This window comes from Streptomyces sp. NPDC107654 (assembly GCF_055639035.1).
Genome location: NZ_JBVKBI010000013.1, coordinates 1 through 24,465 on the forward strand (window position 1 = coordinate 1; position 24,465 = coordinate 24,465).

27 protein-coding genes are annotated in these 24,465 nt (G+C 71.3%); 13 read left to right on the top strand and 14 right to left on the bottom strand.

Annotated elements, in window-relative coordinates; genetic code table 11:
• Positions 1 to 417: 417 nt before the first annotated feature.
• The 6 genes from ACZ7N4_RS22795 to ACZ7N4_RS22820 form a co-directional block, all read right to left on the bottom strand.
• Positions 418 to 1,359 carry a GNAT family N-acetyltransferase gene (locus ACZ7N4_RS22795; protein ID WP_471360519.1) on the bottom strand — a complete coding sequence of 314 codons (942 nt, stop codon included), beginning with the start codon at positions 1,357 to 1,359 and terminating at the stop codon, positions 418 to 420.
• Between the two features lie 296 nt (positions 1,360 to 1,655).
• Positions 1,656 to 2,630 (bottom strand): Lrp/AsnC family transcriptional regulator, encoded by a 975-nt coding sequence (locus ACZ7N4_RS22800; protein ID WP_471360522.1) that lies wholly within the window; start codon positions 2,628 to 2,630, stop codon positions 1,656 to 1,658.
• A 424-nt stretch (positions 2,631 to 3,054) separates the two neighbouring features.
• Positions 3,055 to 5,394 carry an MFS transporter gene (locus tag ACZ7N4_RS22805; protein WP_471360525.1) on the bottom strand — a complete coding sequence of 780 codons (2,340 nt, stop codon included), beginning with the start codon at positions 5,392 to 5,394 and terminating at the stop codon, positions 3,055 to 3,057.
• Positions 5,395 to 5,699: 305 nt separating this feature from the next.
• Positions 5,700 to 6,347, bottom strand: a complete 648-nt coding sequence (locus tag ACZ7N4_RS22810; protein WP_471360529.1) for a class F sortase — start codon at positions 6,345 to 6,347, stop codon at positions 5,700 to 5,702.
• Positions 6,348 to 6,408: 61 nt separating this feature from the next.
• A complete protein-coding gene (locus tag ACZ7N4_RS22815) occupies positions 6,409 to 6,900 on the bottom strand; it encodes a sortase (protein WP_471360532.1) in 492 nt (163 codons plus the stop codon).
• Positions 6,901 to 7,205: 305 nt separating this feature from the next.
• On the bottom strand, positions 7,206 to 8,036 hold the full coding sequence (locus tag ACZ7N4_RS22820; protein ID WP_471360535.1) for a helix-turn-helix transcriptional regulator: 831 nt from the start codon (positions 8,034 to 8,036) through the stop codon (positions 7,206 to 7,208).
• 122 nt (positions 8,037 to 8,158) lie between these two features.
• Here ACZ7N4_RS22820 and ACZ7N4_RS22825 point away from each other — a divergent pair, with 122 nt between their 5' ends.
• The 6 genes from ACZ7N4_RS22825 (at position 8,159) to ACZ7N4_RS22850 (ending at position 13,795) form a co-directional block, all read left to right on the top strand.
• Complete coding sequence (locus ACZ7N4_RS22825; RefSeq protein ID WP_471360537.1) at positions 8,159 to 8,707, top strand: DUF2231 domain-containing protein; 549 nt, start codon at positions 8,159 to 8,161, stop codon at positions 8,705 to 8,707.
• Between the two features lie 76 nt (positions 8,708 to 8,783).
• Entirely contained in the window at positions 8,784 to 9,242 is a 459-nt protein-coding gene (locus ACZ7N4_RS22830; protein ID WP_471360540.1) for a hypothetical protein, read from the top strand.
• An 848-nt stretch (positions 9,243 to 10,090) separates the two neighbouring features.
• Complete coding sequence (locus ACZ7N4_RS22835) at positions 10,091 to 10,552, top strand: MarR family winged helix-turn-helix transcriptional regulator (RefSeq protein ID WP_471360543.1); 462 nt, start codon at positions 10,091 to 10,093, stop codon at positions 10,550 to 10,552.
• Positions 10,553 to 10,563: 11 nt separating this feature from the next.
• Positions 10,564 to 10,983 carry a hypothetical protein gene (locus ACZ7N4_RS22840; RefSeq protein ID WP_471360545.1) on the top strand — a complete coding sequence of 140 codons (420 nt, stop codon included), beginning with the start codon at positions 10,564 to 10,566 and terminating at the stop codon, positions 10,981 to 10,983.
• Complete coding sequence (locus ACZ7N4_RS22845; protein ID WP_471360547.1) at positions 10,980 to 11,732, top strand: DNA alkylation repair protein; 753 nt, start codon at positions 10,980 to 10,982, stop codon at positions 11,730 to 11,732. The genes ACZ7N4_RS22840 and ACZ7N4_RS22845 overlap by 4 nt, the downstream gene beginning before the upstream one ends.
• A 449-nt stretch (positions 11,733 to 12,181) precedes the next feature.
• Positions 12,182 to 13,795 (top strand): N,N-dimethylformamidase beta subunit family domain-containing protein, encoded by a 1,614-nt coding sequence (locus ACZ7N4_RS22850; protein WP_471360550.1) that lies wholly within the window; start codon positions 12,182 to 12,184, stop codon positions 13,793 to 13,795.
• Positions 13,796 to 13,829: 34 nt separating this feature from the next.
• Here the strand turns inward: ACZ7N4_RS22850 and ACZ7N4_RS22855 are convergent, their stop codons facing one another.
• Complete coding sequence (locus ACZ7N4_RS22855) at positions 13,830 to 14,204, bottom strand: cupin domain-containing protein (RefSeq protein ID WP_471360553.1); 375 nt, start codon at positions 14,202 to 14,204, stop codon at positions 13,830 to 13,832.
• Between the two features lie 70 nt (positions 14,205 to 14,274).
• On the opposite strand from ACZ7N4_RS22855, the gene ACZ7N4_RS22860 reads away from it, so the two are divergent.
• Both ACZ7N4_RS22860 and ACZ7N4_RS22865 read left to right on the top strand, forming a co-directional pair.
• Positions 14,275 to 14,715: a MarR family winged helix-turn-helix transcriptional regulator gene (locus tag ACZ7N4_RS22860; protein ID WP_471360556.1), complete on the top strand. Its 441-nt coding sequence runs from the start codon at positions 14,275 to 14,277 to the stop codon at positions 14,713 to 14,715.
• 126 nt (positions 14,716 to 14,841) lie between these two features.
• Positions 14,842 to 15,330 carry a hypothetical protein gene (locus tag ACZ7N4_RS22865; protein WP_471360559.1) on the top strand — a complete coding sequence of 163 codons (489 nt, stop codon included), beginning with the start codon at positions 14,842 to 14,844 and terminating at the stop codon, positions 15,328 to 15,330.
• A 105-nt stretch (positions 15,331 to 15,435) separates the two neighbouring features.
• Here ACZ7N4_RS22865 and ACZ7N4_RS22870 read toward each other — a convergent pair whose 3' ends face one another.
• Positions 15,436 to 16,350 carry an NAD(P)-dependent oxidoreductase gene (locus tag ACZ7N4_RS22870; protein WP_471360562.1) on the bottom strand — a complete coding sequence of 305 codons (915 nt, stop codon included), beginning with the start codon at positions 16,348 to 16,350 and terminating at the stop codon, positions 15,436 to 15,438.
• A gap of 98 nt (positions 16,351 to 16,448) precedes the next feature.
• Between ACZ7N4_RS22870 and ACZ7N4_RS22875 the strand changes: the two genes are divergently transcribed.
• Positions 16,449 to 16,811 carry a winged helix-turn-helix transcriptional regulator gene (locus tag ACZ7N4_RS22875; RefSeq protein WP_471360565.1) on the top strand — a complete coding sequence of 121 codons (363 nt, stop codon included), beginning with the start codon at positions 16,449 to 16,451 and terminating at the stop codon, positions 16,809 to 16,811.
• 329 nt (positions 16,812 to 17,140) lie between these two features.
• Here the strand turns inward: ACZ7N4_RS22875 and ACZ7N4_RS22880 are convergent, their stop codons facing one another.
• Positions 17,141 to 17,569, bottom strand: a complete 429-nt coding sequence (locus ACZ7N4_RS22880; protein WP_471360568.1) for a VOC family protein — start codon at positions 17,567 to 17,569, stop codon at positions 17,141 to 17,143.
• A 186-nt stretch (positions 17,570 to 17,755) separates the two neighbouring features.
• Between ACZ7N4_RS22880 and ACZ7N4_RS22885 the strand changes: the two genes are divergently transcribed.
• Positions 17,756 to 18,610 carry a metalloregulator ArsR/SmtB family transcription factor gene (locus ACZ7N4_RS22885; protein WP_471360570.1) on the top strand — a complete coding sequence of 285 codons (855 nt, stop codon included), beginning with the start codon at positions 17,756 to 17,758 and terminating at the stop codon, positions 18,608 to 18,610.
• The gene (locus ACZ7N4_RS22890; RefSeq protein WP_471360573.1) at positions 18,607 to 19,209 is read left to right on the top strand and encodes a dihydrofolate reductase family protein; all 603 of its coding nucleotides are present in this window, start codon (positions 18,607 to 18,609) and stop codon (positions 19,207 to 19,209) included. Before ACZ7N4_RS22885 ends, ACZ7N4_RS22890 begins: the two co-directional genes overlap by 4 nt.
• A 193-nt stretch (positions 19,210 to 19,402) precedes the next feature.
• Here ACZ7N4_RS22890 and ACZ7N4_RS22895 read toward each other — a convergent pair whose 3' ends face one another.
• Positions 19,403 to 19,576 carry a CsbD family protein gene (locus tag ACZ7N4_RS22895; protein WP_471360575.1) on the bottom strand — a complete coding sequence of 58 codons (174 nt, stop codon included), beginning with the start codon at positions 19,574 to 19,576 and terminating at the stop codon, positions 19,403 to 19,405.
• Positions 19,577 to 19,769: 193 nt separating this feature from the next.
• Here ACZ7N4_RS22895 and ACZ7N4_RS22900 point away from each other — a divergent pair, with 193 nt between their 5' ends.
• On the top strand, positions 19,770 to 19,940 hold the full coding sequence (locus tag ACZ7N4_RS22900) for a hydrophobic protein (RefSeq protein ID WP_471360577.1): 171 nt from the start codon (positions 19,770 to 19,772) through the stop codon (positions 19,938 to 19,940).
• Between the two features lie 188 nt (positions 19,941 to 20,128).
• Here ACZ7N4_RS22900 and ACZ7N4_RS22905 read toward each other — a convergent pair whose 3' ends face one another.
• Together ACZ7N4_RS22905 and arr are read right to left on the bottom strand one after the other, a co-directional pair.
• A complete protein-coding gene (locus tag ACZ7N4_RS22905) occupies positions 20,129 to 20,449 on the bottom strand; it encodes a hypothetical protein (protein WP_471360579.1) in 321 nt (106 codons plus the stop codon).
• A gap of 146 nt (positions 20,450 to 20,595) precedes the next feature.
• Positions 20,596 to 21,024, bottom strand: coding sequence for an NAD(+)--rifampin ADP-ribosyltransferase (gene arr, locus ACZ7N4_RS22910; RefSeq protein WP_471360581.1), 429 nt, complete (start codon positions 21,022 to 21,024; stop codon positions 20,596 to 20,598).
• Between the two features lie 247 nt (positions 21,025 to 21,271).
• Between arr and ACZ7N4_RS22915 the strand changes: the two genes are divergently transcribed.
• Positions 21,272 to 21,982 (top strand): hypothetical protein, encoded by a 711-nt coding sequence (locus tag ACZ7N4_RS22915; protein WP_471360584.1) that lies wholly within the window; start codon positions 21,272 to 21,274, stop codon positions 21,980 to 21,982.
• Positions 21,983 to 22,167: 185 nt separating this feature from the next.
• Here ACZ7N4_RS22915 and ACZ7N4_RS22920 read toward each other — a convergent pair whose 3' ends face one another.
• Together ACZ7N4_RS22920 and ACZ7N4_RS22925 are read right to left on the bottom strand one after the other, a co-directional pair.
• Entirely contained in the window at positions 22,168 to 23,436 is a 1,269-nt protein-coding gene (locus tag ACZ7N4_RS22920) for an MFS transporter (protein ID WP_471360586.1), read from the bottom strand.
• A 249-nt stretch (positions 23,437 to 23,685) separates the two neighbouring features.
• Entirely contained in the window at positions 23,686 to 24,462 is a 777-nt protein-coding gene (locus ACZ7N4_RS22925; RefSeq protein WP_471360588.1) for a DeoR/GlpR family DNA-binding transcription regulator, read from the bottom strand.
• Positions 24,463 to 24,465: the final 3 nt, after the last annotated feature.

The window sequence follows — 24,465 nt, forward strand, 5'->3', positions numbered from 1 at the left end:
AGGGCCTCCTGGCGGTCGGCGGTAGATGTCGCAATCCACACCGAACCCAGAAGGCCCTCACCTGTTCAAGCACCCAGCACGCGTGTCACCAACGTTCCGGGACAACACACCTAGAGCCCGTCCGACGGGCCGAGGGCGTCAAGGGCTGCCGCCGCGCCCGACGGTGTCGGATACCACGTTCGATCATGTCGATGACGTGTTGGCCTGCCTCGTGGGCCTGGGACGGGTGCAGGCCGCGGAGGGGGCTGTCGATCAGCCGGGCGGCGAGTCCGTGGACGTCCGACCAGGCGAGGAACTCGGCTCCTGGGCGCCGGTCCTCCGCGAGGAGCCCGGTGGCCACGAGACCGTCGCTTCCGGCCATGGGTACCCCCGGGACGGAGCAACGTCGCGTCCGCAGGGCTCCGCACTCGGGTTGGCTCAACAGTCACACGACGCGTCGGGCGGCCCCTGGGGACCACCGGTTCCGACCGGACCCAGCCCTTCGTCCGGGAGCCGGGGCGCTCGGACCCGCTCACCGTGGTCGGCTGCCGGGGGCCGGCGCGGTGTACCGTCCGGCCGGAGGAAGTTCGCGGATTTGCGGGCCAGTACGGCGGTGAGGTGTTCACGTGCGTCAGGCCGCAGCCGCGCCAGGGTGACCATGCCGGTGATGACGGCGTCGGCGACCTCGTCCTCGACGTCCGCCCAGGAATGGCTGTGTCCCTTACGGGGATTGGTGCCCCGGGCACCGATGACGGCCTGCGCGGCCTCTCCCACCTCCTCGGCGAGCTTGAGCACTTGCAGGGTCCACTGCTCCTCCGGCTGGAGCCCGTTCTCGGTGTCGAGCCGGCTGAACGCGTCGGCCAGCTGCCGGACCGTGTCCCAGCCACCGTCGGACGCGGCACGCGTGGGGCGCTCACCGGAGGAGGACGGCACCGCGGTCCTGCGCATGAGCGCGCGATCGCTGGAGAAACCGAGGCTCTCGTACAGGGGCCTGGACTCGTCACTGGCGTGCAACTCGAAGAGTGTGACGCCTTCTTGCTCCAGATCGCCCAGGAGTGCCGTCAGGGCGGCCTTGGCGTACCCGAGGCGCCGGTACCCGGGCCGGGTGGCCACCGCCTGGACGCGTGCGGCCAGCCCCTTCGGGTAACGGGGAGCGGGCAGCACGGGGCCGACCAGGGCCAGGGCACAGGCCACGAGCCCCGCGCCGGGCACGTCGACAACGTAGGCGCGGGCGTCGCCGCCGGGCTGAAGGCGTTCGGCCAACTGGTCCCGGCAGAGGCCGAGCCAGGCCGAGTCGAGCGGTTCGGAGAGGATCAGCTCCGATCGCAGGCGGGTGATGCCGTCGGCGTCGTCGGACGTGGCACGTCGGGCAGCGGTCATGGACCGGTCCTTCCTGTTCGGCCGAGGGGTGAGGCGACGAGGTGAGGGGGCAGTCGTGCGGTCGCCCGTGCGGTTTCGCACGGTCATGGGGGAGTGGCGTCCGCCGCGGGGCCCGGACGACCCGGTACGAGGGCACCGCTCGTGCTCACGCGCACCTTCTCGCCACCCCGCCCGTACGCTGCTGCGATTCCCACACCACTCACAATGCCCCTCGAAGAGCCTCGCCACCGGACCGCAGGAGCGGACCAGGTCGCCCGCGAGGGCGGGTGCCGGCTCCCGGCGGGCGAGGTGTCGGTTCAGCGGCCGGGCTCGTAAGCGAGCTGCTTGACCTCTCGCAGAGTGAGGGCCGTCTCCACGGAGCGGACTCCCTCCAGCGCGCCGATCCTGTCGCTGAGGTAGGTGTACAGGTCGGCGGTGCCGGGATGCAGCGTGGCGGCGACGACGTTCGCCTGGCCCGTGGTGGCCGCCGCGAAGCGCACCTCGGGGTGCGAGGCGAGGGCACGGCCCACGTCGGCGAGTGCGGCCGGGGCGACGGTGAGCCAGAGCATGGCGACGACCTCGTTGCCGAGGAGCTCGTGGTCGAACTGCACGTCCAGGTAGAGGACCCCGGTCGAGAGCAGGCTGTCCAGGCGCCGTCTGACCGCGGACTCCGACAGGCCGGTGCTTGCCTGCAGTTCGGTCAGGGAGGCCCGCCCGTCGCGGCTCAGGGCGGCGAGCAGTGCCTCGTCGGCCTCTTCCAGGAGTACGGGGGAGGCGGCCGGATCCACGGGCGGCGGGCTGAGGGCGGCCTGTTCGTCGGGGCTGAGAGCGTTGATCTTGTTGAGCCAGCCGTGCGGCCCGCCGTAGAAGTGGTGCAGCAGGCAGTGGGCGCTGACCGAGGTGACACGAGGTGTGCGCTGGAGGCGGCCCAGCAGGAGCTCGTCCCGTGCCTGCCGGGTGCGCGGCTTCATCGCGCACATCACTTCGGTACCACCCGAGATCACGCTGACGTAGGAGGTGTCCGGGCGCCGGGCGAGGGCGTTCGCCAGTTGTTCGGCGGCGTCCGGAGTGCACCGCAGGCGCAGGAGCCAGGTGCTGCGTCCGAGCCGGCTTTCGTCGGTGATGCCCAGCACCCGCAGGTGGACGGTGCTGCACAGCCGCCGGAAACGACGGGCGACGGTCTGGTCGGAGACACCCAGCACGTCCGCGATCCGGTTGAACGGCGCACGACCGTCGAGCTGCAGCGCCTGCAGCAGCTTGAGATCGAGTGGATCGAGAGCCTGGGACTGCACCGGACTCCTCCTGCTCTTCTTGCTCTTCTCGTCACTCGTCCTGCTGCTCTTCCTGGCTCGGGAGCCAGGCACAATGATCCGGCTCCGCAAGGCAGTGCACACCCGCGGCCGCTGCGGCGGCGGCGCTGTCGGACGGGAACCGTCGGGCACCGGATGGGTCCGGGTCCGGGAGAGCCCCGGACCCGGACCCCAGGGGGGCGCGCTCCCGTCCCCACGGACGGCGCCCCGCACCGGATCCGGCTGCTGTATGCCCCAGTGTCACCGGAACCGGTACGTGTGCGAGCGGTCGGCGGTCGTGCCGCCGCTTCAGCTTCGCCGACCTCGACGCGGCGAACTACCAGGTGGTCGCTGCCGGGTATCCGCCCGTCGCGGTGACGGTCACCGTGGACGGCCGGGGGCTGGACGGCGTCCACCTGGAACTGGCTCACCCGGAGAATGCGTAGGCGCCGTCGGAGCCGGTGGTCGTGACACCGACGACGTTGCCGGCCGCGTCCACCAGCGTGACCCGGGCATCGGCCAGGCTCTCGCGGTCCGCACCGGCCCGTACGACGCCCCGCAGCCGCGCACCCGACCACAGCGGCACCTTCAGCGCGGTGGCCCCCGGACCGGAGACCCGCACGGGGAGGGCGCCGGGCCGGAACCCCGGGGCGTTCGCCGTGAGGGTGACATCGCCCACCCGCAGCCCACCCAGGTCGAACCGACCGGCGGCGTCGGTCACACCGCCGGCCAGCACCTCGCCGCGTACGTCGGTGACCGTGACCAGGGCACCCTCCACTGCCACCTCGTCACCCGCCGACACCACGGTTCCGGCGACGTTGTCGCCGCCCGCCAGAACCAGGTCGTGCACCAGCGGCCGCTGGTCCAGCTCGACAGTGGTCACCCGCGGTCGAGGGCCGTCCGCCGCCGCGATCAGGACGTACGGCCCTGAGGCCGGGGCGGTCAGCTCGTAGCGGCCCTCGCTGTGGGCCAGGGTCCGGCCGACCTGGCGCCCGGCCGGTGAGACGAGGGCGAGGGTGGCACCGGCCATGCCGTTCCCGACGGCGTCACGGACTCGGCCGGTGACAACCACCCCGGAACCGCGCTGCCCGGGAACAGGTGAGGCCGGCTCCGGACGCGCACCTGCTGCGCCGTCACCGGCTACACCGGCACCGGCGGCCTCAGCCGCACCGGCTGCGTGGGCCGGAACCGGTTCAGGCGTGGGTACAGGCGCTGATCCCGCATCTTGGGCCGAGACCGAGGCCCGAGGGGCGCGCAGCAGCACCACCCCGACGACCGCGGCGAGCAGCGCGAGAGCGGAGGCCACGATCAGGCACAGCCGGAGGCCGTCGAGGAACGCAGACGAGAGGGCGCCCAGAGCGCGGCCCGTCTCCGCTCCCAGGTCCATCCGGGCGACCGCCCCCAGCCCGCCGGCGTCCACGGCCGCGGTGATCCGGTGGGCCGTCGCGCCGTCCACGCCCGCGTCGGCGAGATGGCCGGGCAGGGCGTCGGTGGTCCTGCTGGTCAGGAGCACACCCAGGACGGCCGGGCCGAGCGCGCCGCCGACCTGCCGGAAGGCGTTGTTGCCCGCCGCCGCCATACCGGCCAGGTGATGGGGGACGGCGGCGACGGCGGTGGCGGTCATCGGAGTGACGACCAGTCCCAGGCCGAGACCGAGCAGGACGAGGCGCCAGGTCAGCGCGCCGGCCGGGGTGTGTGCGTCGAGCGCGGTCAGGGAGATCAATGCGCCGGCGGTGAGCAGCAGACCGGTCGTGATCAGGAGGCGAGCCGACACCCGGCGCATCAACGGCCCCGCCACGACCCCGGTGATCAGACACACCGCCGTCACCGCCAGCAACCGGTACCCCGCGTGGAGGGTGTCGAGCCGCTGCACCATGCCGAAGTACAGGCTGAGGACGAAGAAGAAGCCGATCAGCCCCAGGAAGGTGATCATCGCGATCAGTGTGGTGGCGGTGAACGCCGGGCTGCGGAAGAGCGCCAGCTCCAGCATCGGGCCGGCACTGCGTCGCTCGGCCAGCAGGAAGGCGAGGGCACTGACGGCGGCCAGCGCCAGGGCGACGATCACGCGGGGCTCGGAGAAGCTGTCGGCGCCGCCCTCGATCACGCCGTAGACGAGCGCGGTGATCGCCGACGCGGCGGTGAGCTGGCCGGGCCAGTCGAGCCGGCGCGACCCGGGGGCCCGGGAGTCGGCCACCAGCGGCGCCGCGACCGCCAGGGTGAGGACGGCCACCGGTATGGTCGGCAGGTATATCCAGCGCCAGGCCGCATGATCGAGGATCACGCCGGCGATCAGGGGGCCGGCGGCCAGTGCCGTCATCAGGGCGGCGGCCCACAGGCCGACGAACTTGGCGCGCTGGTGCGGGTCGGGCACCGCGTGGCTGATCAGCGCAAGCGTCGTGGGCAGCAGCGCGGCAGCGCCCAGCCCGGCGAGCGCCTGCCCGGCCCACAGCACTTGGACCGAGTGCGCGCTCAGCGCGACGGCGGCTCCCGCGGCGGCGAACACCAGGCCCGCCTGGAAGACCTTCTTGCGGCCGTGTACGTCGCCGAAGACACCGGCGGTCAGGATGAGGGCGGCCATGGGCAGGACGAACGCGTCGGAGATCCACGAGAGCTGCGATGTCGACGCATGCAGGGCCTGCTGGATCGCGGGAAGACTCACCGAGACGCTGGTGACCGGCAGATAGGCGACGAACACCCCGACGCAGGCCATGACGAGCGTGGCTTCAGGACTCTGCCGTGGTCCGCTCGCCGTTGTTCCGACGTTCACACATCCTCCGTTCAGGTGGCGGCGGTCGCCGACACGTCGGCCACTTTCCGGCCGTTTCCGCCCGGAGGGCCAGCCAGAGCACGCCGAGCCGGGAAAACCGACATCCAGGCGGCAGAACCGAAGGATTTTCGACAGTGCCGGTGGGCCCAGGGGCAGTGAATTCGCCGACGCCGCTTGTCGACCGGGCAGGCCCGCCTTCGGCGGACGCCGCATGCCCCCTGCGCGTACGCTGAACACGCGGGGCGGCGTACGGCATATGGTGCGCATCCGCGGGTCGGCGCGGCACAGTGACCCGTCCGGGTCGGCTACGTCACCGCGGTCAGCGTCGCGAAGACCACGACGTTGCCCAGGTAGCCGGTGCCCTGGGTGTAACCACCACCGCACGTGATCAACCGGAGTTCCGGCCGGCCGGAACTGCCGTAGACCTTCTCGCTGGGGAACTCCTCACGGTCGTACAGCTCGACGGCGCGGACGGTGAACACCGCTGTCCTCCGGTCCACGCGGCTGACCTCGATGTTGTCGCCCTTGGAGAGGGCGCCGAGGTCGAAGAAGACACCGGGGTCGCCGATGGGTGTGTCCACGTGTCCGGTGGCGATGGCGGTTCCCGCCGCGCCGGGAACGGTGCCGTCGCCGTACCAGCCGACGACGCCGGGGTCGCCGGCTGGTGGGGCCCGTAGGGTTCCTGCCGCATCGAGACCCACCCGCGTCATCGGGGCGTCCACACCGATGGCCGCGATCCGGAGGCGCACCGGATCCGCGGGGGGCACGGGACGGACCGGGGAGCGGGTGGCGTCCGCGGAAGTCGACAGGGCTGCGGCCGCCGATGGCCGCGGCGGCTCCTCGGGACCCCCACCGATGAGCAGCGCCGCAGCCGCCGTCATGGCGCAGGCCAGAAGGAGCCCTGCGGGGATGAACCGCTCGCGAGAGACGCTGGCGCGGTGTCTGGGTGCCATCGCGGTGGAGCCTTGGCTTTCGGCAGCTGGTGTTGGGCGGCAGGTGGCCGGTGGCGGACGGTCAGGCCCGGTCGGCGTTCGGGCGGCGGAACATCCAGACCGCACCCCCGGCGGCGGCCGTGAGGAGCAGCCCGGCGCCCAGGGCGAGCCCCGTCCCCGTGTCCTCCGCCGGTCCGAAGCCGGCGTTGACCGAGCCGTTCGGAGGGCGGCCGGTGACCCGGTACGTCTCCGTCACCTTGGTCAGCGGCGGACACTTCAGGGTGACCGTGTCGCTGCCCGGCCTGGTGCCCTCCGGGACCTGGAACTGGCCGGTGAGTACGCCCTCCTCATCGCCTTCGAAGAGGTGGAACTCTCCCGCCACCTCGGACCAGCCCTTGCCGTAGTCCGCGTCGGGGTCGCAGGCGCTCGTACTAACCGTGACCGTGGAGCCCGGGGAGGCGTTCCACGGTTCGATGCTGACGTCCGAGTCGTCAGCGGCGGCAGCGGCCGGGATCTGGAGTCCGAGGGCGCCTAGAGCCAGGCCGATACCTGCACCCATGAGTGTGTAACGCATGCGAGTCCTCCAACGGGACAGCGTCCGGCCTGTGCGCGGCGCCTCTCCTGTGTTCCGCTCACGAGGCAACCGACAGTCCGTCAGCTCCGCAACCTGACGCCTCGCCAGATGTGTCGGCCAGTCAGGTGGTGTGGGTGTCCCCGTCGGCTCCCGTCCGCAGGTCACCGACGCGAAGATCGTCCATATCCGTCACCCGCCGTCTCGTCCCCATACCGGTGACGCCACCGCCGACCGCCCCCTCGGGGGTTGCCGCCGAAGTGGAAGACGTCGTGGAACCCGCGACGATGAGACGTGCTCCAGGAGGGTCAGCGCTCTTCGGGTGTCTCGTCGTCGTCATCGAGGATGTCGGGTGTTCCGTCGTCATCATCGAGGGCGTCGGGTGTCCCGCCGTCGTCATCGAGGGTGGACGGACCGAGGCGTACGCAGCACTCTCCGGGCTCGGGGGCCAGGACGGCCTGGACCCCGTTGACCTGCAAGCCCTGCAAGTAGCCCGAGAGGAACGCCTGGTTCATGCCGCACACCAGGTCGGGGGCCTTGGCGGCCTGCGGGTGGAAGGGGCAGTTGCGCAGCCGCAGCCGGGTGGGGGTTTCCCGGACCGGTTCGTAGCCGTACCGGTCCAGCAGCTGCTCACAGGTGGTCAGCCCGCGCTCGGGACCGAGGCGGCCGGGGCGGGTCTCCTCACGTGCGGCCTCGCCCAGTTGCCTGCCGCGTTGGCCGGCGGTCCGCATCGCCGCTTGGGCGACGCTTTCGTCGGCGCCCTCGGTCAGGACGGCGTCCAGGAGGAGGTCGGCCAGGAGTTCGTGGCGCCTGTCGGGGATGCTCACGGTGATCTGGGCGTCGGTGGGTTCGTACACCTTGGGCTGTCTGCCGACCGTGCGGACCCCGCCGGGCCTCCCGTACCGCGCGCGCAGCAGGCCGGCGTCGACGAGTTTGTCGAGGTGGAAGGCGGCCAGTTTGCGCGATATGCCGACGCTGGCGGCAGCTTCGTCCCGGGTGACGGCACGGCCGGCCCGCCGGATGAAGGCGAACATCTGCCGCCGCGAGCCCTCGCTCAGGACGCTGACGGAGTCGATGGCGTGGTCGGAGGCAGGGGTGCGGTCGGCCCGGTCGGTCTGGGCGGTCGGATCAGAAGCCACAGGACCACGGTAACCCCCACCCGCGTGGGCACAAGTGTTCTTCCGGCCCCGCTGTCCTGCACCACTTGACGGCCCCTGGCAATAAGACCAGGATTTGTTGGTGAAACCAGTGGAGGTTCGCGATGGCCGGTGAGTCACAGCTTCAGGCCAAGCGTCCGGTCAGCGCCGCGCTCGCCGGTCCGTACGGCCACCCGTTCCACCCGATCCTGGTGACCGTGCCGATCGGTGCCTGGGTGACGAGCCTGGTGTTCGACATCGCCTCGCACGTCGCCCACCGCCCCGGCTTTCTGACCCAGTCCTCGGAGTGGCTGATCGCCGTCGGCGTGATCGGCGCCCTGCTGGCGGCCACGGTCGGGTTCCTCGACCTGTTCGCGATCCCGTCCGGGACCCCGGCCTTCCGTACCGGCCTAATCCACATGACGCTGAACCTGCTGGCGACAGCCGCCTACGTGGTCAACTTCCTCTGGCGCTACGGCGATCACGCCGACGGCGGAAGCGTCGGCACGGGCCGGCTGGTCCTGTCCGCGGTCAGCGTGGCCGCCCTGGGCGTCTCGGGCTACCTGGGCGGCAAGCTGGCCTACCGCTACGGCGTGCGCGTCGCCGACGAGTCCACCCAGGCCGAGGGATACACGCACAGCCACAACCGGAACGGCACCCGCTCGACCGGGTGAACCGTCCGTACCGCGCACGTCCACCACGGCGGCCGGTGCCCTCCGGCTGCCTCACCCGTCCCCCTCGGAGGTCCCCATGGACATCGCCGCACTGATCACCTGGGTGGTCACCGCACTCGGTGGCTTCTACATGCTCGGCACCCGGATCCAACGCGGCGGTATCCGCCAGCAGCAAACCGGTACCAGCCGCCTTCCCGCCCCCGTCCTCTTCGGCCACTTCGCCCTGGCCGCGATCGGCCTGGTGGTGTGGATCATCTACCTCGTCGCCGACAAGGACGCCCTGGCCTGGACCTCGTTCGGTCTGCTGCTGCCGGTCGCCCTGCTGGGCTTCGTCATGCTCGCCCGCTGGATCCCCGTCTACCGCGACCGCACCACGCCCGGGGCCGCCGCGCCCGCCGCCGCGGGCCAGGGGGCCGAGGCGACCGTCCCCGCCGAACGGCACTTCCCGGTGCCGGTCGTGGTGGCCCACGGCCTGTTCGCCGTGGCCACCCTCCTCCTGGTGCTGTTGACCGCACTGGGCATCGGGGGCAGCTGACGTCACCGGGCGCCCGCCCGTGCGGCGCAGCGGCTTCGGCGCCGATGCCGCCAAGCGGCGAACCGACCGACCTCACCGGCCCGCGCGGAATCGGCCTCACCCGTCGTCTCCACGGCGGCTCAAGCTGAGTCAGAGCGGCCGATATGACCGGCGCCGGAGGTCGCTGCTGTGGCCGGGGTCAGGGCCGTGCGGGCGTACGGGCTGGGGCACGGACCGCTGCGGCGACCGCGGCGTCGTCGGCCTGACCGCGGGCTTCGAGGCCCGCGATGATCATTGTCCCGGGCAGGTGGTCGGCGGCGCCGTCGTCCTCGGGGGGCGGGCAGGTTCGCGGGCAGGATCAGGTGGTCCGTGTCCGTTGGTCGGGTCAGCGCGGCGGCTGGCGCGGAGGGGCAGTCGTCGGCGTGCAGGCTGCCGGCGGCCAGGCAGTGCACCACGCTCGATCCGGGCACGCAGTGTCGGAACCGCCTCGGCCGGCCACTCGAAAGGCCTCCGGCACACCGAGTTCCCGCTGCCGGGCACACACCCGGACGATGTCGAGCGCAGTTCCTGGTCCCCTTCGCACGAACAGCCGCAGGGGGCCGTGGTCTTCGGCGTCGGTGAACACCAGGCGGTGTAGTACTGCTCGCTACGGTCCCGCAGCGCGTCGCTCATGGCGAGCGACTCACCACGTGGCATGGCCATGCCGCAGTCGCATGGGGCCACCGGGTACGAGGGTGATCATCTACGGCCGCCGCAGCTTCGGGCAGTCGAGCCGGTTGGCGACCGGCTGCGGCACCTACGCGGCCAACCTGAACGACGAGCATGATTGATGTCTTGACAACAGTTGTCGCGACACTCACTCTGGAGGGGTGACATCTTCCACCAGCGGCCTGCGCGACCACCTCGGCTACTGGCTTCGCCGGCTCTCCGACGAAGTCCACGGCCGCTTCGAACGGGAACTCGCCGAACACGACGTGACCGTCTCCCAGTGGGCGGTCCTGATCACCCTGTACCGGGGCGACGCCACCACCACCCGTGAGGTGGCCCGGTACATGGGCATCGATGCCGGCGCGGTCTCCCGCCTGGTCGACCGCCTGGCCGCCAAGGGGCTGGCGGCCCGGGAACCGGACCCTGCCTCCCGTCGCACCGTGCGACTGACACTCACCGAGGCCGGCCGCGACCTGGCCCCCAAGCTGGCGGAGATCGCCGACCGCAACGACGCCTACTTCTTCGCCGCCATGGAACCGGATCGGCGCCGCCAGTTGGAGTCCTGGATACGCCACCTCGTCGGGGAAGCCCACCCGGAGCCCCCCGCACCACCCACCCCCTGAAAGGCACCACCGTGAGCACCACCCCCGCCACCGCGCGCTCGGTCACCAAGACCGTCACCATCGAGCGCCCCGCGGCCGACGTCTTCGCCTTCCTCGCCGACGCGTCCAACTGGCCCGCCTGGGCGATCGTCAACGTCAAGGCCATCGAGCCCACCGACGAGCCGGACTGGTGGCTGATGACCACCCCGCACGGCCCCGCCCGGCTCCGCATCCGCGGCGACGCCGAACTGGGCATCCTCGACCACGACTACGTAGAGGAGCAGGCGTCCTGGCAGGTCCCCGCCCGCGTCGTGGCCAACGGCACCGGATCCGAGTTCATGATGACCTTCTTCCAGCCGCCGGCCTTCACCGATGCCTTCTTCGACGAGCAGGTCGCCCTGGTCGACACCGAACTCGCCACCCTCAAGCGCATCCTGGAAACCGCCGCGTGAGCCTCCCCGACCCACGGCTCGCCGAGGCGGCCGAGCGGCTCACCGGGCAGCTCGCCCGCATCGGCACCGCCCAGCGCGCCGCCTGGGACCGTGACTACCTCCACAGCGACCTCGTTCACCTCGGTGTCCCCATCCCCGACCTGCGCCGCGCCGTCAACACCACGAGCCGAAGCCTGCCTTCGCTCACCCGGTCGGACCTCCTGACCCTGACCGATCTGCTCTGGACCGGCAACGTCTACGAACACCGGCAGGCAGCCGTTCTCCTCCTCACCCGCCACACAGCCCTCCTCGACCCCGCCGACCTCGTGACGGTGGAAGCGATGCTGCGGGGCGCCCGCACCTGGGCCCTGGTGGACACCCTCGCCATCCACGGCGCCGGTGCCCTCACCCTCCGGCACGGGGAAGCGGCCGGAACCGTCCTCGACCGCTGGGCCGGCGACCGAGACTTCTGGCTCCGCCGCTCAGCCCTCCTGGCCCTGCTCCCCGGCATCCGCGCCGACGCCGCCGACCTGGAGCGGTTGAGCCGATACGCCGACGCCATGCTGGACGAGAGCGAATTCTTCCTTCGCAAAGCCATCGGCTGGGTACTGCGTGAGACCGCCCGCCGCGACCATCGCTTCGTGACGGCATGGGTGGAGAGCCGCGTCGACCGCATCTCCGGCGTCACCCTGCGCGAAGCGGTCCGCCACCTCCACGCCGCCGACCGGACCCGTCTGCTCAACGCCCACCGCCGTACCCCCGGCGACTGACCTCTCTCCGAAGGTGATGTTCCGCCCTCCCGGGAGTGCGCTGCGCAGCATTGACTGGGAGGAACCGGCCCAGGACCACGAGCTGAAGGACTACGAGCCGAAGCGACGGCTTACTGACCTGTTGCCAAGAGCATGGCCGAGCGGCCATGGCCCGGCTCCGTGACGCTGGAGCGGTGAGGCACAGTTCGGGCGGCGTGTGAGTAGCGGTGGCGGTCGGTTCGCCGGTCGCCGATGAGCGTGCCCTGAATGCTCCGGCGCCGGGGCCGGTGGGGGCCGGGCGGTGACGCCGAGCCGCTCCACCTTGACGGAGGTCCACGGTCGTGGGCGGTGTTGCCGGTGCTGCGGCCCGCGCGCCCCCGGCGGCCGAGAGCGGGACGCGCGGTCCGCGTCGCTGTGTCACCTTGGCCCGGAGAGCAGGCGGCGCACGACCCGCGAGCACGGGAGGTGTCATGGGGATGGGTCCTCCCCGGCAGGGACGGCCGGAAAACGGGACGGCACCCGTACGGCAGCCGGGCCGCAGGCGGTTCCTCGGGGCCTGCGCCGGCCTTGGGCTCGCCTCGGTGACCGCCGCGGCATGCGACGCGGTCACCCCTCCACGCGAGCAGCACCGGGCGGCCGTCTCCCACCCACCCGACGCGGAACGGGACCGGCCGGGGACACCCGAATGGCGTATCACGTCCCGCGGGCCCGCCGCGGCCATCGTCGGTTACGCGGACCGGGTGAGCGTGAAACCCGGCGAGGAGTGCGGCCTGCACGTCTCGACGACCGCGTCCTCCTTCCGGGTCTCGGCCTTCCGCGTCGGCTGGTACGGCGGGGCCCAGGCCCGGCTCGTGTGGTCGTCGGAGCGCATACGCGGCCGCGTCCAACCGGAAGCCCGCTTCCTGCCGGGGACCCGCACCGTGCGCGCGGACTGGCCGCGCACGCTCACCCTCGGCACGGCCGGCTGGCCCGAAGGCGTGTATCTGCTGCGGCTGGAGGCGGACAGCGGCCACCAGCGCTACGTCCCACTGATCGTGCGCTCCACGCAGGGTGCGGGCCGAACGGTCCTCATGCACGCGCCGTCCACCTGGCAGGCCTACAACCGGTGGGGTGGCTACAGCCTCTACGCCGGTTCCTCCGGCGCGTACGCCGCCCGCTCCCTGGCCGTCAGCTTCGACCGGCCCTACGACGCCGACGGCGCGGAGAAGTTCATGGTGTACGAACGGGCGGCGGTGGTCCTGGCGGAACGGCTCGGCATACCCCTCGCCTACACCACCGGGACGGATGTGCACCGCGACCCCGAGATCCTGCACGGCGCGGCCGCGGTCGTCTGCCTGGGGCACGACGAGTACTGGACCCCGGAGCAGCGCCGGCACGTCACACAGGCCCGGGACGCCGGCACCAACGTACTCTTCCTCGGCGCCAACACCTGCTTCCGCCGGGTCCGCCTCGAGCCGGGTGGGACGCGACCGGACCGTACGGTGGTCTGCTACAAGTCCTCCGTCCGGGCGGACCCCTTCTACACCGCCCAACCCGCCCTGGTGACCACCGACTTCCGCCAGGCCCCGGCGCCGGACCCCGAGTCGTCACTCACCGGAGTGCTCTACGAGGGTTACCCGACGGACGCGCCGTACGTCGTCCACGCGGCGCACCACTGGCTGTACGAAGGAACGGGCGTACGCCCCGGCGACGGCTTCGACCACCTGGTCGGCGTCGAATACGACCGGGTCACCCCCACGTCACCCGTCCCCGAGCCGCTGGAGATCACCGCCCACTCTCCTCTCGTGTGCGACGGGTGTCACAGCCACAGCGACTCGGCCTACTACACGACTCCCAGCGGTGCAGGTGTGTTCGCCACCGGCACCATGCGCTGGGTGGAGGCCCTCATGGTCGGCACCCCCGACGGCGGCCGCCACCACGGGATGGATGCCCGCACCCGCGACTTCGTCACCCGCACGACGGAGAACGCCCTGCGCGCCTTCGCAGAGGGCCCCGCCGCCCGTCACCGCCCGGCCGTACGCCCGAACGCCGGCGAGGTGTACGGGGACCGGGCACGAGGCGGCCGACGGAGGGCCGCCTCCTGACCCCGTCCGCCGAACCTGCGCGGTCACCCGGACACTAGTGAGCCCAGGGCGGGGTGAGGGTGCTGCCGTCAGCCAGTTCGGCGGTGAGTCCGACACGGGTGGTGACCCACATGTGGGCGGGCTGGTCGGTGGTGTTGGCTACCGCCAGTCCGGAGCCTGCGGGCGCCACTGCCGCGTCACCTGCGCGGAGTTCGGCGCTCTCGCCGTCGATGGTGAGCCGAAGGCGACCGGAGAGGACGTAGAAGGTCTCCTCGTCGCTGATCGTGTGGGTCGGTCCCACCATCGCGGCCGGGATCTCGACACGCCAGGCGGCGAGGTCCCGGCTACCGGTGGCCGGACGGACGTAGGAAACGAAACGGCCACCGTGAATCTCGTGTACGACGGCCTCGTCACTGCGGATGAACGACATGCTTCAGCCCCTATCTAGACAAGTTACTTGTCTAGATAGACAAGCTGCTTGACGAGTTATAGTCAACCCCATGGACGACGCCCTGGCTTTCTCCGCACTCGTGCTGGCACTCTCCGGACAGCTGGTGCAGGAGATCCACACCAGCGTGTCCCGGCAGGGGTTCGAGGACCTGCGACCCGCGCACGGCTTCGCCTTCGTCCGCATCTCGGCCGGCGGCGCCACTACGGCCGACCTGGCCGAGCACCTGGGGGTGACCAAGCAGGCCGCCGCCCAGCTGGTCGAGGAGCTGGTCCGAAAGGGGTACGTGGAGCGGCATCCCCACCCGCACGACGCCCGTGCCCGCCTCCTGCAGCTGACCGAGGCCGGCTGGGCCGCCACGCGCGCCGCCGACCAGGCGGCACGGGCCGCCGTCGCACCGTGGCGAGACGTACTGGGCGAGGCACGCTTCAGCGAACTCGTGGCCGACCTGACACTCCTCGCACCGCCGGGACCGATCCGCCCGGCCTGGTGAACCGGCCCGCCGCGCCGGCAAGCGCGCGGTAACCACCGTCACTGCATCAGGTCAACTCCGCGTCACTGCCTCCACGCGTGCCGCAATCACTCGTAGAGTCGGGCCAGTTGGCAGGAAGGAAACGAGATGCCCCTTGACCTGACCGAGCTGGCGCGGGTCGGCCGTGTGCTGGAAGAGGCACACGGCCTGCTGAAGGGCGAACAGGAACGACTGGCGCAGCAGTACGGGCCGACACCGTACGGAGACAGCACCGCCGGCAGCCCCATGCAGACGCTGTCCGGAATCAGGGACCTGTCCACGGCCATGGCGAGGGCGCTCAAGCAGGTTGCCCTGGCTGCCGGCTTCTCCGTCCTCGGCATGGACCAGCGGGCCGACCACGCGCTCCGCCTGGCACGGATGCGGCCGGTGGCCTTCCCGTCCGGTGCGGACCGCATGTCCCGTCCGCTCGGTGAGGCCACCGTACGAGCGATGGAGCTGATTCGAGACCTCGGCTTCTTCCACGAGGACATCGCGATCGAGATCGACGTGGCCCTCGCCGCTCCGCAGGCGACGTACCCACCGGCCGACTGGGACGCATACGCACGGGAGCAACGCGCCCGGTCGGATGGACACTGAGCAACGGCGGGCCGGGGTGAGGGAGGAGACGGTTGCGCCGGGCGCGTCCGGCGGCGTCAGCCGTACATGGGGCGGCGTCTGATCCGCGCGACCCATCCCTGCCCGTCAGGCCCTGTCTCCCTGATCGGTCGACGCCTGGCCGCGGACCAGCAGGTCGATCACGCCCGTCAGATCCTCCTCGCCGCTGCCTTCGGCCAGTCGTCGGCTCATCAACTCGAAGTAGGGTTCGAGCAGTTCCGGGCTGACGCCCTGCTGTTCGGCGGTGGCGAGAAAGGTCGGGACACCGGCCACCTGCATGGCGAGGTTGGAGACGACGCCCTTGGTGTAGTCGCCGCTCCGCAGTTGGCCGGCGGTCTGGTGTACCGCCGGGGCCATCGCGACGAGCCAGTCGGCGAGCAGCGGGGCGAGCGACGCGGGGTCGACGTCCTCCCTGCGGATCAGGGCGAAGGCGTGGGCGGCCCCGGCGAACATGCCGTACATGGCGCTGAGCAGGGCCACGTCATGCAGGGCCGCGAAGCCCGCGTCCTCGCCGACGTAGGTGGTGCCGGCCGGGACGCCCAGCGTCGCCCGGTGCCGTTCGAACAGCTGCCGCGAGCCGCTGTAGAAAACGTAGCCGCCGGCCTCCGGCACACCGATCATCGGGGGTACGGCCATGATCCCGCCGTCCAGGTAGCGGGCGCCGCGCTCGCGGGCCCACTCGGCGCGGGCGCGGGCCTGGGCCGGGGTGCTGGTCGTCACGTTGACCAGGTCCCTGCCGGTCAGGTCGGTGCCGGCCAGCACCTCACCGACCGAGGCGTCGTCCAACAGGCACGTGACGATCAGACTGTTCGCCGCGACCGCCTCGGCGGCGCTGTCCGCGACCCTGACGCCGTCGGCGGCGAGCAACGCGGCTCGGGCCGGGCTGCGGTTCCAGACGGTGACCGGATGGCCGCCGGTGAGCCAGGCGCGGGCCAGCGCGGTGCCCATCGCACCGAGGCCGAGCAGCGTGACGGGAGTCTTCTCAACGGGGTTCTGTGTCATGCCGATTAGGCTGGTCGCAGGCCCGGAGTTGATCAAGTACGCACTTGGTGGTGGGTGGTTACCCCGGGGTGAGCGAGCACGTCGGAAGGGTGGGGGACATGACGACGCTGAACCGACCGGGCGCACCGGACGGACACGTCTGCGGGATCGACACCGCGATGGAGGTGATCGGCGGCAAGTGGAAGGTCCTGGTTCTCTGGGCGCTCCACCAACAGCCTTGCCGCCGCTTCGGCGAACTGCGCCGGCTGCTGCCGGGAATCACCGAGAAGGTGTTGGCTTCCCACCTTCGCGAGATGGAGGCGGACGGCGTCGTGCACCGCGTCTCCTACGACGAGGTGCCGCCCCGCGTCGAGTACTCGCTGACCGAGGACGGCAAGCGTCTCAACGACGCCCTCCAGCCGCTGGCCGCCTGGGGCCGTGAGCGGGCGGACGCCGGGGGAATGGAGGAATGGGCGGGTTAGGGTTTCGTGCGGGTGCTGGTCACGACCGCCGCGATGACGACGGCCTGCGAGACGAGGCGTTGGTCGCAACGGGCCCTGGCGGGAGACTGTGTGGTCCGGCGGCCGCTGCCTGAACGCGATCAGCTACCAGGCCGGTTCCGAGCGCGGAGGGGGCGGGCGATGCCACATGGAACGGAGTTCGGCCGCGCAGGAACCGCGCGCGACGGCAGCGCGGCACCTTGTGGTCGGTCACATCGACGCGCTCCACGCCGTCGGCGTGGCCGTGACAGCGCGATCACCCCGCTCGAAGGGCCAGGAGACGTCCTCAGCCAAGGCGCCGACACCTTCCCTCAGTCGATGCAGAACTCGTTGCCCTCGATGTCCAGCATCGGGATGCACGCGTCATTGCCGTCGTACAGCGTCTGCACATGTACCGCCCCGAGCGGGACCAGCCGTGCGCACTCGGCCTCGAGTGCGGCGAGGCGCTCCTCACCCACGAGTCCGGTGCCGACCCGCACGTCGAGGTGCACCCGGTTCTTGGCGGCCTTCCCTTCGGGGACGCGCTGGAAGTACAGCCGGGGGCCCACACCCGAGGGGTCGACGCAGGCGCACCACGCGTCCCGCTGCTCAGGCGGCTGCGAGCGCTTGAAGTCGTCCCACGTGGCAAACCCCTCGGGCGGTGGCGCTATGACGTACCCCAACACCTCGCACCAGAAGCGGGCGAGACGCTCGGGCTCCGCGCAGTCGAAGGTGACCTGGAACTTCCTGATCGACATCACCGGACCACCGTAGTGATCCGTGCTCCACAGGGAAAGCCTGTTCGGGGGTGAGGTGATCTTCCCGATGAGTCGACCTCCGGCTGCCGGCCGACAGGGCTGGTCACTCCGCGGGCGGCCGAAAGAAATCGCCCCGCGGCCCGGAGATATTCATTGACACGAATATTCTCTGTGGCGAATACTGCCTGCATGGACGCACTCCTCGCCGCACTGGCCGATCCGGCTCGCTGGCGGCTGGTGAGCCTGCTGGCCGAACGACCCCGCCCGGTCGGTGTTCTCGCTCAACTGGCCCAGGCCCGCCAGCCGCAGACGACCAAGCATCTGCAGACCCTTGAGCGCGCCGGCCTCGTGTCCTCCCAGCGCATCGGCCAGCGTCGTGTCTACGCCCTTCAGCCCGCAGCCCTGCGCGAGTTGGCGGCCGTACTCGGCCGGCTCGCCGACACCGCGGACCTGGGCAACGGCACGCGCGCGACGTACGACCGTCAGGGGCTCGCCCTGGACGCGGAGCGGCTCGCTGCCCAGGAAGCGGGGTGGGCGGACGGCCGTTCCTTCACCTTCCACCGCTCGCTGCCGGGGAGTCCCGGGCGGGTCTGGCGCCATCTGACCGAGCCCGCCCTGCTCGCCCGCTGGTGGACCCCCGACGACCTGCGCGTCTGCGAACTCGTCTTCGAGGCACGACCCGGCGGACGCATCGTCCAGGCGTACCGCGATGCCGAGGACGCCGAGGACTCGGACGTGGTCGTCGGACGCGCGCAGGGCGTCGTCGACGACCTGCGCCCCGGCGAGCACCTCGCCTACCGCCTGCTCCCACTGCTTCCCGACGGCCGTCCCGCGTTCACCGCGCACGTCCGCATGGATCTGCGGAGCGCGGGGACGGGCACGGGCCTCGACGTCCACTGGTCCATCACCGACAGCACCGTCGGCTCCGCGGACTTCGTCGCCGGTATCGAGACCGGATTCGGCCAGAGCCTGGACACACTCGCGGCCGTTCTCCGCGAGCACGCGCACGACACCGGCAGCATCGACACAAGGAGCACGGGATGACCCGGCAGAGCGGCGGTCGCCGCATCGTCACCAACATGGCCCTCTCCCTCGACGGCCACTACGCCGCCCCCGACAACCCGTTGGACATGAGCTGGGTGATGCCCTACGCCGTGACCGACGTCGCCCGCGACCACCTGACGAGCCTTCACCGGACGGCGACGACGGCCCTTCTCGGCCGCGTCAACGCCGAGGGCTTCCTCGGTTTCTGGCCCACCGTCATCGGCATGGAAGGTGCCGACCCGCGTGACGAGGCCTTCGCGAAGTGGCTCGTCGACACCGACAAGGTCGTCCTGTCCTCCACTCTGGACCAGGCACCCTGGGAGCGGACGACGATCGTCGACAAGCCCACCGCCGAAGTCGTCGCCGACCTCAAGGCCACCGAGGGCGGTGACGTCCTCGTCCTGTCCAGTGCGAGCGTCGTCAAAGCACTGCTGGCAGCCGACCAGATCGACCGGTTGGCCCTCACCGTCTTCCCGGTCTTCCTCGGCGGCGGACCGCGCCTCTTCGAGGACGGCCTGCCCGCCGGCACGTGGACGCTCGTCAGTCAGGCCGCGGGCGAGCACGGGACGTTGGCTCTCGTCTACGACCGGCTCCGCTGAGCCGGGGATCCGACAGACCGGTCCCCGGGGCCTTCCCGCAGCGGTGAAGCCCAGCAGGTGGAAAGGGAACGCACCGCGCACCGCCGGACGCCCACGGACGGGACTGCCACCAAGCGTGCGGGCGAACGCGGACGCGGCCAGGGGCCGGGCCCGGCGTACCCGGGACCCGGCCCCTCTACGGTGTCCGCGACGATCAGGGTCGGCCGGTGTCGACAGCGGACGTCTTGGCCTCGCGCGTGTCGCCGACGGCCTCCGCCGCGAGCCCCTTGGCGATCAGCTTCTCGTTGCCGGTGGCCCGGCCGGCTGCCCGGGCTGCCTTGCCGACTGCCTGCTCGACCTTGGCCCGAAGCTTCTCACTGGCGGACATGCTGTTCCCCTTCCTCGCTTGCCGGTGTCCCGTGCCGGCTGTCCGCATGACCGCTGACGGCGCCGGTAAACCAGGGCGAGAGCACTCCTGACCAGGCACGGCGCACATGCCCCTCATCCTGTGAAAGCAACTCAGGCTTTGTGTGCTTGCAGGGCCGAGTCAAGGGCATCCGGTGGCCAGGAGGTTGATAACGATGGTTCCCCTGCTTCTGGTTCTTCTGCTGGCTCTGATCCTCTTCGGCGCGGGTTTCGCACTGAAGGCGTTGTGGTGGGTCGCGGTCATCGTGCTGGTCGTGTGGCTGCTCGGCTTCGTCGTCCGCCCCGCGGGCAGCGGTGGCCGCAGGGGGCGTTGGTACCGCTGGTAGGTGAGGCTTGCCCTGAGCGTGAGGCCCGTGCCTCGCGTCCAGAGAGCAGTGGGGCCCGGCCGGGTACGGTCGGGCCCCACACGCATGAGACGCCCCCACACACATGAGAGGCCCCCCGCCCCTTGTGGCAGCAGAGTGCATGGGGTCGGTGCCGTGGCAGCCGGCCCACCGACAGGTCAGGCCGGTGTTCAGGCTTCGTCGCTGTCTGTGAGGTGGCCGTCGGTGAGCCGCCGGTAGTGCTGGTGCGGGGCCAACCGCCAGGTCTCGTCGGCAGTGGCCGCCTGCGTGATCCAATCGCGGAGGTGCGGGAGGGCATGCGCTCGGAGGACGGCGCGGGTGGCGTCACGGGCAGCGGCGTCCACCGGGTGGACGTCTACGCGGAAGCCGATCATGTCCGGGTGGATGCCGCGACCGTGGTTGCGGGGATCGGGCGCGATCCATGCTGCTCCCAGGACGATGGCCCCGCTGTCATGGCCCGTGAGGAACCGCAGGTCCGTGACGCGACACATGTGAGGGCCGAGGCACTCTTCCTTGTCGGTTGTGGTCAGGGGCCAGGCACGGTGCCGGGGCAGTCCTCGATTTCGGGCGGACACGGCAGACGGAATCGCAGGAGGCCGGCGGTCGGTTTGCGCTCCCGTGCTCTCGGCGGCCCTCGTCAGTCCAGGATCGTGGCCTTGCCACGGCGGCGAAGATCGGCCAGCCCGTTCACCATGGCCTCGATCTGCTCGGGGGAGTGTCCGACCCATGACGTGAGCTCCGACACGATGCGTATCGGCTCGCGGGTGCGATAGGAACGGGTGGGATTGCCGGGGAACTTCTTGTCGGTGACGTTGGGGTCGTCCTCCAGATCACCGGTTGGCTCCACTACGTAGATCCGCCCCGGTCCTTCGCCGACCGCGAGCTCGGCCCCCCAGGCGGCGGCATCCAGGGTCTCCGAAACGTAGACGTGGCGGGAGGTGCGTCCCGCCTCGTAGTTGGACGCGTAGCCGGGGGTCAACAGATCTCCCGGTACCAGGTCCGCCTTCGTACCGTGCAGGTAGGTACCCGCCTCGTACACCTGGAAGGGGACGGGGACGCTGGTCATGGGCTATTCCTTCGGCCTGGCTCTCGGGGCGACAGGGAACATGATGCGCACACGAACAGACCCGCGGCACCAGCACTGCGCGACACGACCGAGGCTGCCGTGGTCACGCGGGGGTGGGGGCACATGCCGCGAGCAGGGCCGGGCGTCCGGGATCACCTCGAAGCCTCACCCGACGGGGCATCGAAAGGGCTGGTGGCCGGCGGAAATCGTTCGACGGAGCCGGACGGGACGGCGATGATGCGCACTTGTGACGACGACGAAGCAGGACCGGATCCGGGCCGCCGCCCGCAACAACGCCGAGTGGTGCGCGTTGATGAGCCGGTCGCACGGCGTGACGGGGGAGTTCGGAGCGGAGGCCTGGGCTGTCCCGGCCCGGCCGCCGCTGTACTGTCCCGACGCGGTGACGCTGGTCCCGGGGGCCGATGCCGGCGCGTTGGCGGACCGGATCGACACCGCTGCCGCCGGTGCCTGTGTCAAGGACAGCTTCGCCGACCTCGATCTGACGGCGGCCGGGTTCAAGGTGCTCTTCGACGCGGAGTGGATCCACCGCCCCGCGGGCCCGCCGCCCGCCTCACCGGATCTCGCCTGGGACGTGGTCAGAGACGGGGACGCGTTGCGGGCCTGGGCCCTTGCCTGGGACGACGGGGACGGCAACGCCGACCTCTTCCGGCCCGAACTGCTCGATGACGCGGCCACGTCCGTGCTCGTCGGACGGTCCGCCGACGGACTGGTGGCCGTCGGGGCGGTGGCGAGCCGCAGCGACGACGTGGTGGGAATCTCCAACGTCTTCGCGGTGGAAGGAGGCGCTGACCGGGCCTGGCCGGTGGTGCTGGACGCGGTGCACCGGCTGTTCCCGACCCTGCCCGTGGTGGGTTACGAGCACGGCGCGGACCTGGCCGCCGCCGTCCGCCACGGCTTCGAGGCGGTCGGTCCGCTGCGGGTCTGGCTGCATGGGTAGGTGAGCCCTGGGCCGGCTCCTGGCCGTGGGTTCGTCGCCCACTGCCAGGGACGCGCCCCTGGCTCTCGCGGAGGTCGCGGACGGACGTCCACGGGGTGCTCTCCCTGCGCGAGGTGAGGGACGTACGCACACACGACACGGGGCCCGCAGGGAGGTGTCTCGGGCCAGGAGCACGGACCCGTGTACTACGCCGTCGGCTGCCGCGCGGCGACCGTGCCGGCGGACGAGGCCGACGCCTCCCGTGGCAGCGTCAGGAACGCCGTCAGCACCGCGCTCGCCGCGTACAGCAGGGCGAAGATCCACATGACGCCCTCCACCCCGAGGGGACCGAGGAAGAGCCCGACGACGGCCGGCCCCAGGAACGTGCTGACACCGGCGCCCAGGTTGAGGGCCGACATGGCCTGCCCCTTGTGCCGGGGCGCCATCGACGGCATGAGTGCCGACAGCGGCACATAGCCGGCGAGCGTCGCGCCGAAGAGGCTCACCAGCAGCAGCGCGAGCGGGTAGTCGTGGCCGGCGGCCACGGTCCCGTAGTACAGCAGCAGGGTCGTCACCGCGCAGCCCACGCCGCCGCACCAGGCGACGGTGCGCCGCCAGCCGATGCGGTCACCGACGACACCGAAGAGCAGGTTGAAGAAGATGTTGGTGGCGAACATCGCCGACAGCAGCCGCAGCCACTGGGCGAGCGAGAAGCCCAGCGTGTCGGTGAAGAACACCGGCAGGAAGACCAGGAAGCCGAACTGCGCAGCCGTGTTGATCGCCCGCACCACGGCACCGGCACCGATCCGCGGGTTGCGCCAGACGATGGCGAGGGAGCCGACCAGGGTCGCCACGGGACGTTCACCGGCCGGGGCGAGCCGGGAGCGGCCCACCGGTTCGCGTACCAGCAGCAGGGCGATGAGTCCGCCGGCGACCACCAGCGCCAGCGAGAGCCACAGGGTGCGGTAGGCGCCCATCCACGGCACCGTGAAGCTCGCGAGGAGCGAGCCCAGCGTGGGCAGTCCGCCGGTGAACGCGAACCAGAACCAGCCCACGGCCGAGCCCAGCCGGCGCGGCGGTGTCACGGCCGTCACCCAGACGAGGAAGCCGTACGCGAAGAGCGGATAGCCGAAGCCGCGCAACCCGTACGCCGTCAGGAGCAGGCCCATGCTGTGGGCGGGGATTGCGACCGCGAGGAAGAAGACCTGCAGCGCCGTCCAGACGCAGAGTCCGAGCAGCATGACGCGGCGCGGGCCCCAGAGGTCGGAGAGAGCGCCGGAGAACCACGCGGCGATGCTCGCCGTCACCCCGTACACGGTGAACAGCAGGGCCACCTGGCCGCGGGGGAATCCCTCGTCGCGGAGGTACGGCGACAGATATCCGGATTCGACGCCGTCACCGATCATGAATACGAGGACGCCGAGAAATCCCCAGGCAACTGTCCTGGGAATTCCGATGCGATCGAGGTTCAGCACGTCTCGTCACCTTTTCGGGGTTTCAGTGGAGCGGAATGCCACGAGTGGTGACGATGAAAAGAGCCGTGCCGGAGTCCGTCAATCCGCCGGCGGGAACACCTCGCGGGGCGCGGGAGCCGTCGCGTGAAGTCGTCCGTCGGACGGGGGGTGGGCGGGTGCGTCGGCGCTGCTCAGGGACGGGAATGGGGGGCGAGGCCGTGCCGTGTGCCGGGTGAAGTCCGCGTGATGTTCACGTGACGAGGGGGGCGGTCAGCCGGCCACCACCCGCACCGCCACGCCCTGCTCGCGCAGTCGGCGCACCTCCGTCGCCGGGGCCGCGTCGTCCACGAGGATCAGGTCGAAGTCGGTGAGCGGGGCCAGCGCGTACAGCCCCTGGTTGGCGAACTTGGTGTGGTCGATCAGCAGCACCCGGCGGGCCGCGGCCGCCATCATCGCGCGCTTGACCTGCACGGTTTCCGGCGACATGTGGTAGCAGCGGCCGGCGGTGACGGCCGTGGTGGACATGAACAGCACGTCCGCGCGGAACGCCTCCACGCCGGCCGCCGTGTGCGGGCCCATGAAGGCGTCGTACGCCGGGAAGTACGTGCCGCCGAGGGCGACCAGCGCCACTCCGGGTTCGCGGGCGAGGGCGGAGATGGCGGGCAGGGAGTTGGTGATGACGGTGACCGGGGTGTGCGCGGGCAGGTGCTGGGTGAGGGCGAGACAGGTGGTGGAGTCGTCGATCATGACGACCCGGCCCGGCGCCAGCTCCTCCGCGGCCGCCCCCGCCAGGCGCCGCTTGACCTGGGCCATCGCCCGCATGCGTTCGCCGACGCTGCCGTGGAACTGGGTGGAGGGCAGACAGCTCGCGCCGCTGCGCACCTTGCGCAGCCAGCCCTGCGCCTGCAGCGCGTCCAGGTCGCGGTGGATGGTCATGACACTGACGTCGAACTCCGCGGCCAGGTCGGCGGTCCGCACGAACCCCTTGCTGGTGACGAGCTCGCGCACCCGGCGTCGCCGGTCGTTCTGGGCGTCCACGCGGTCCATGAC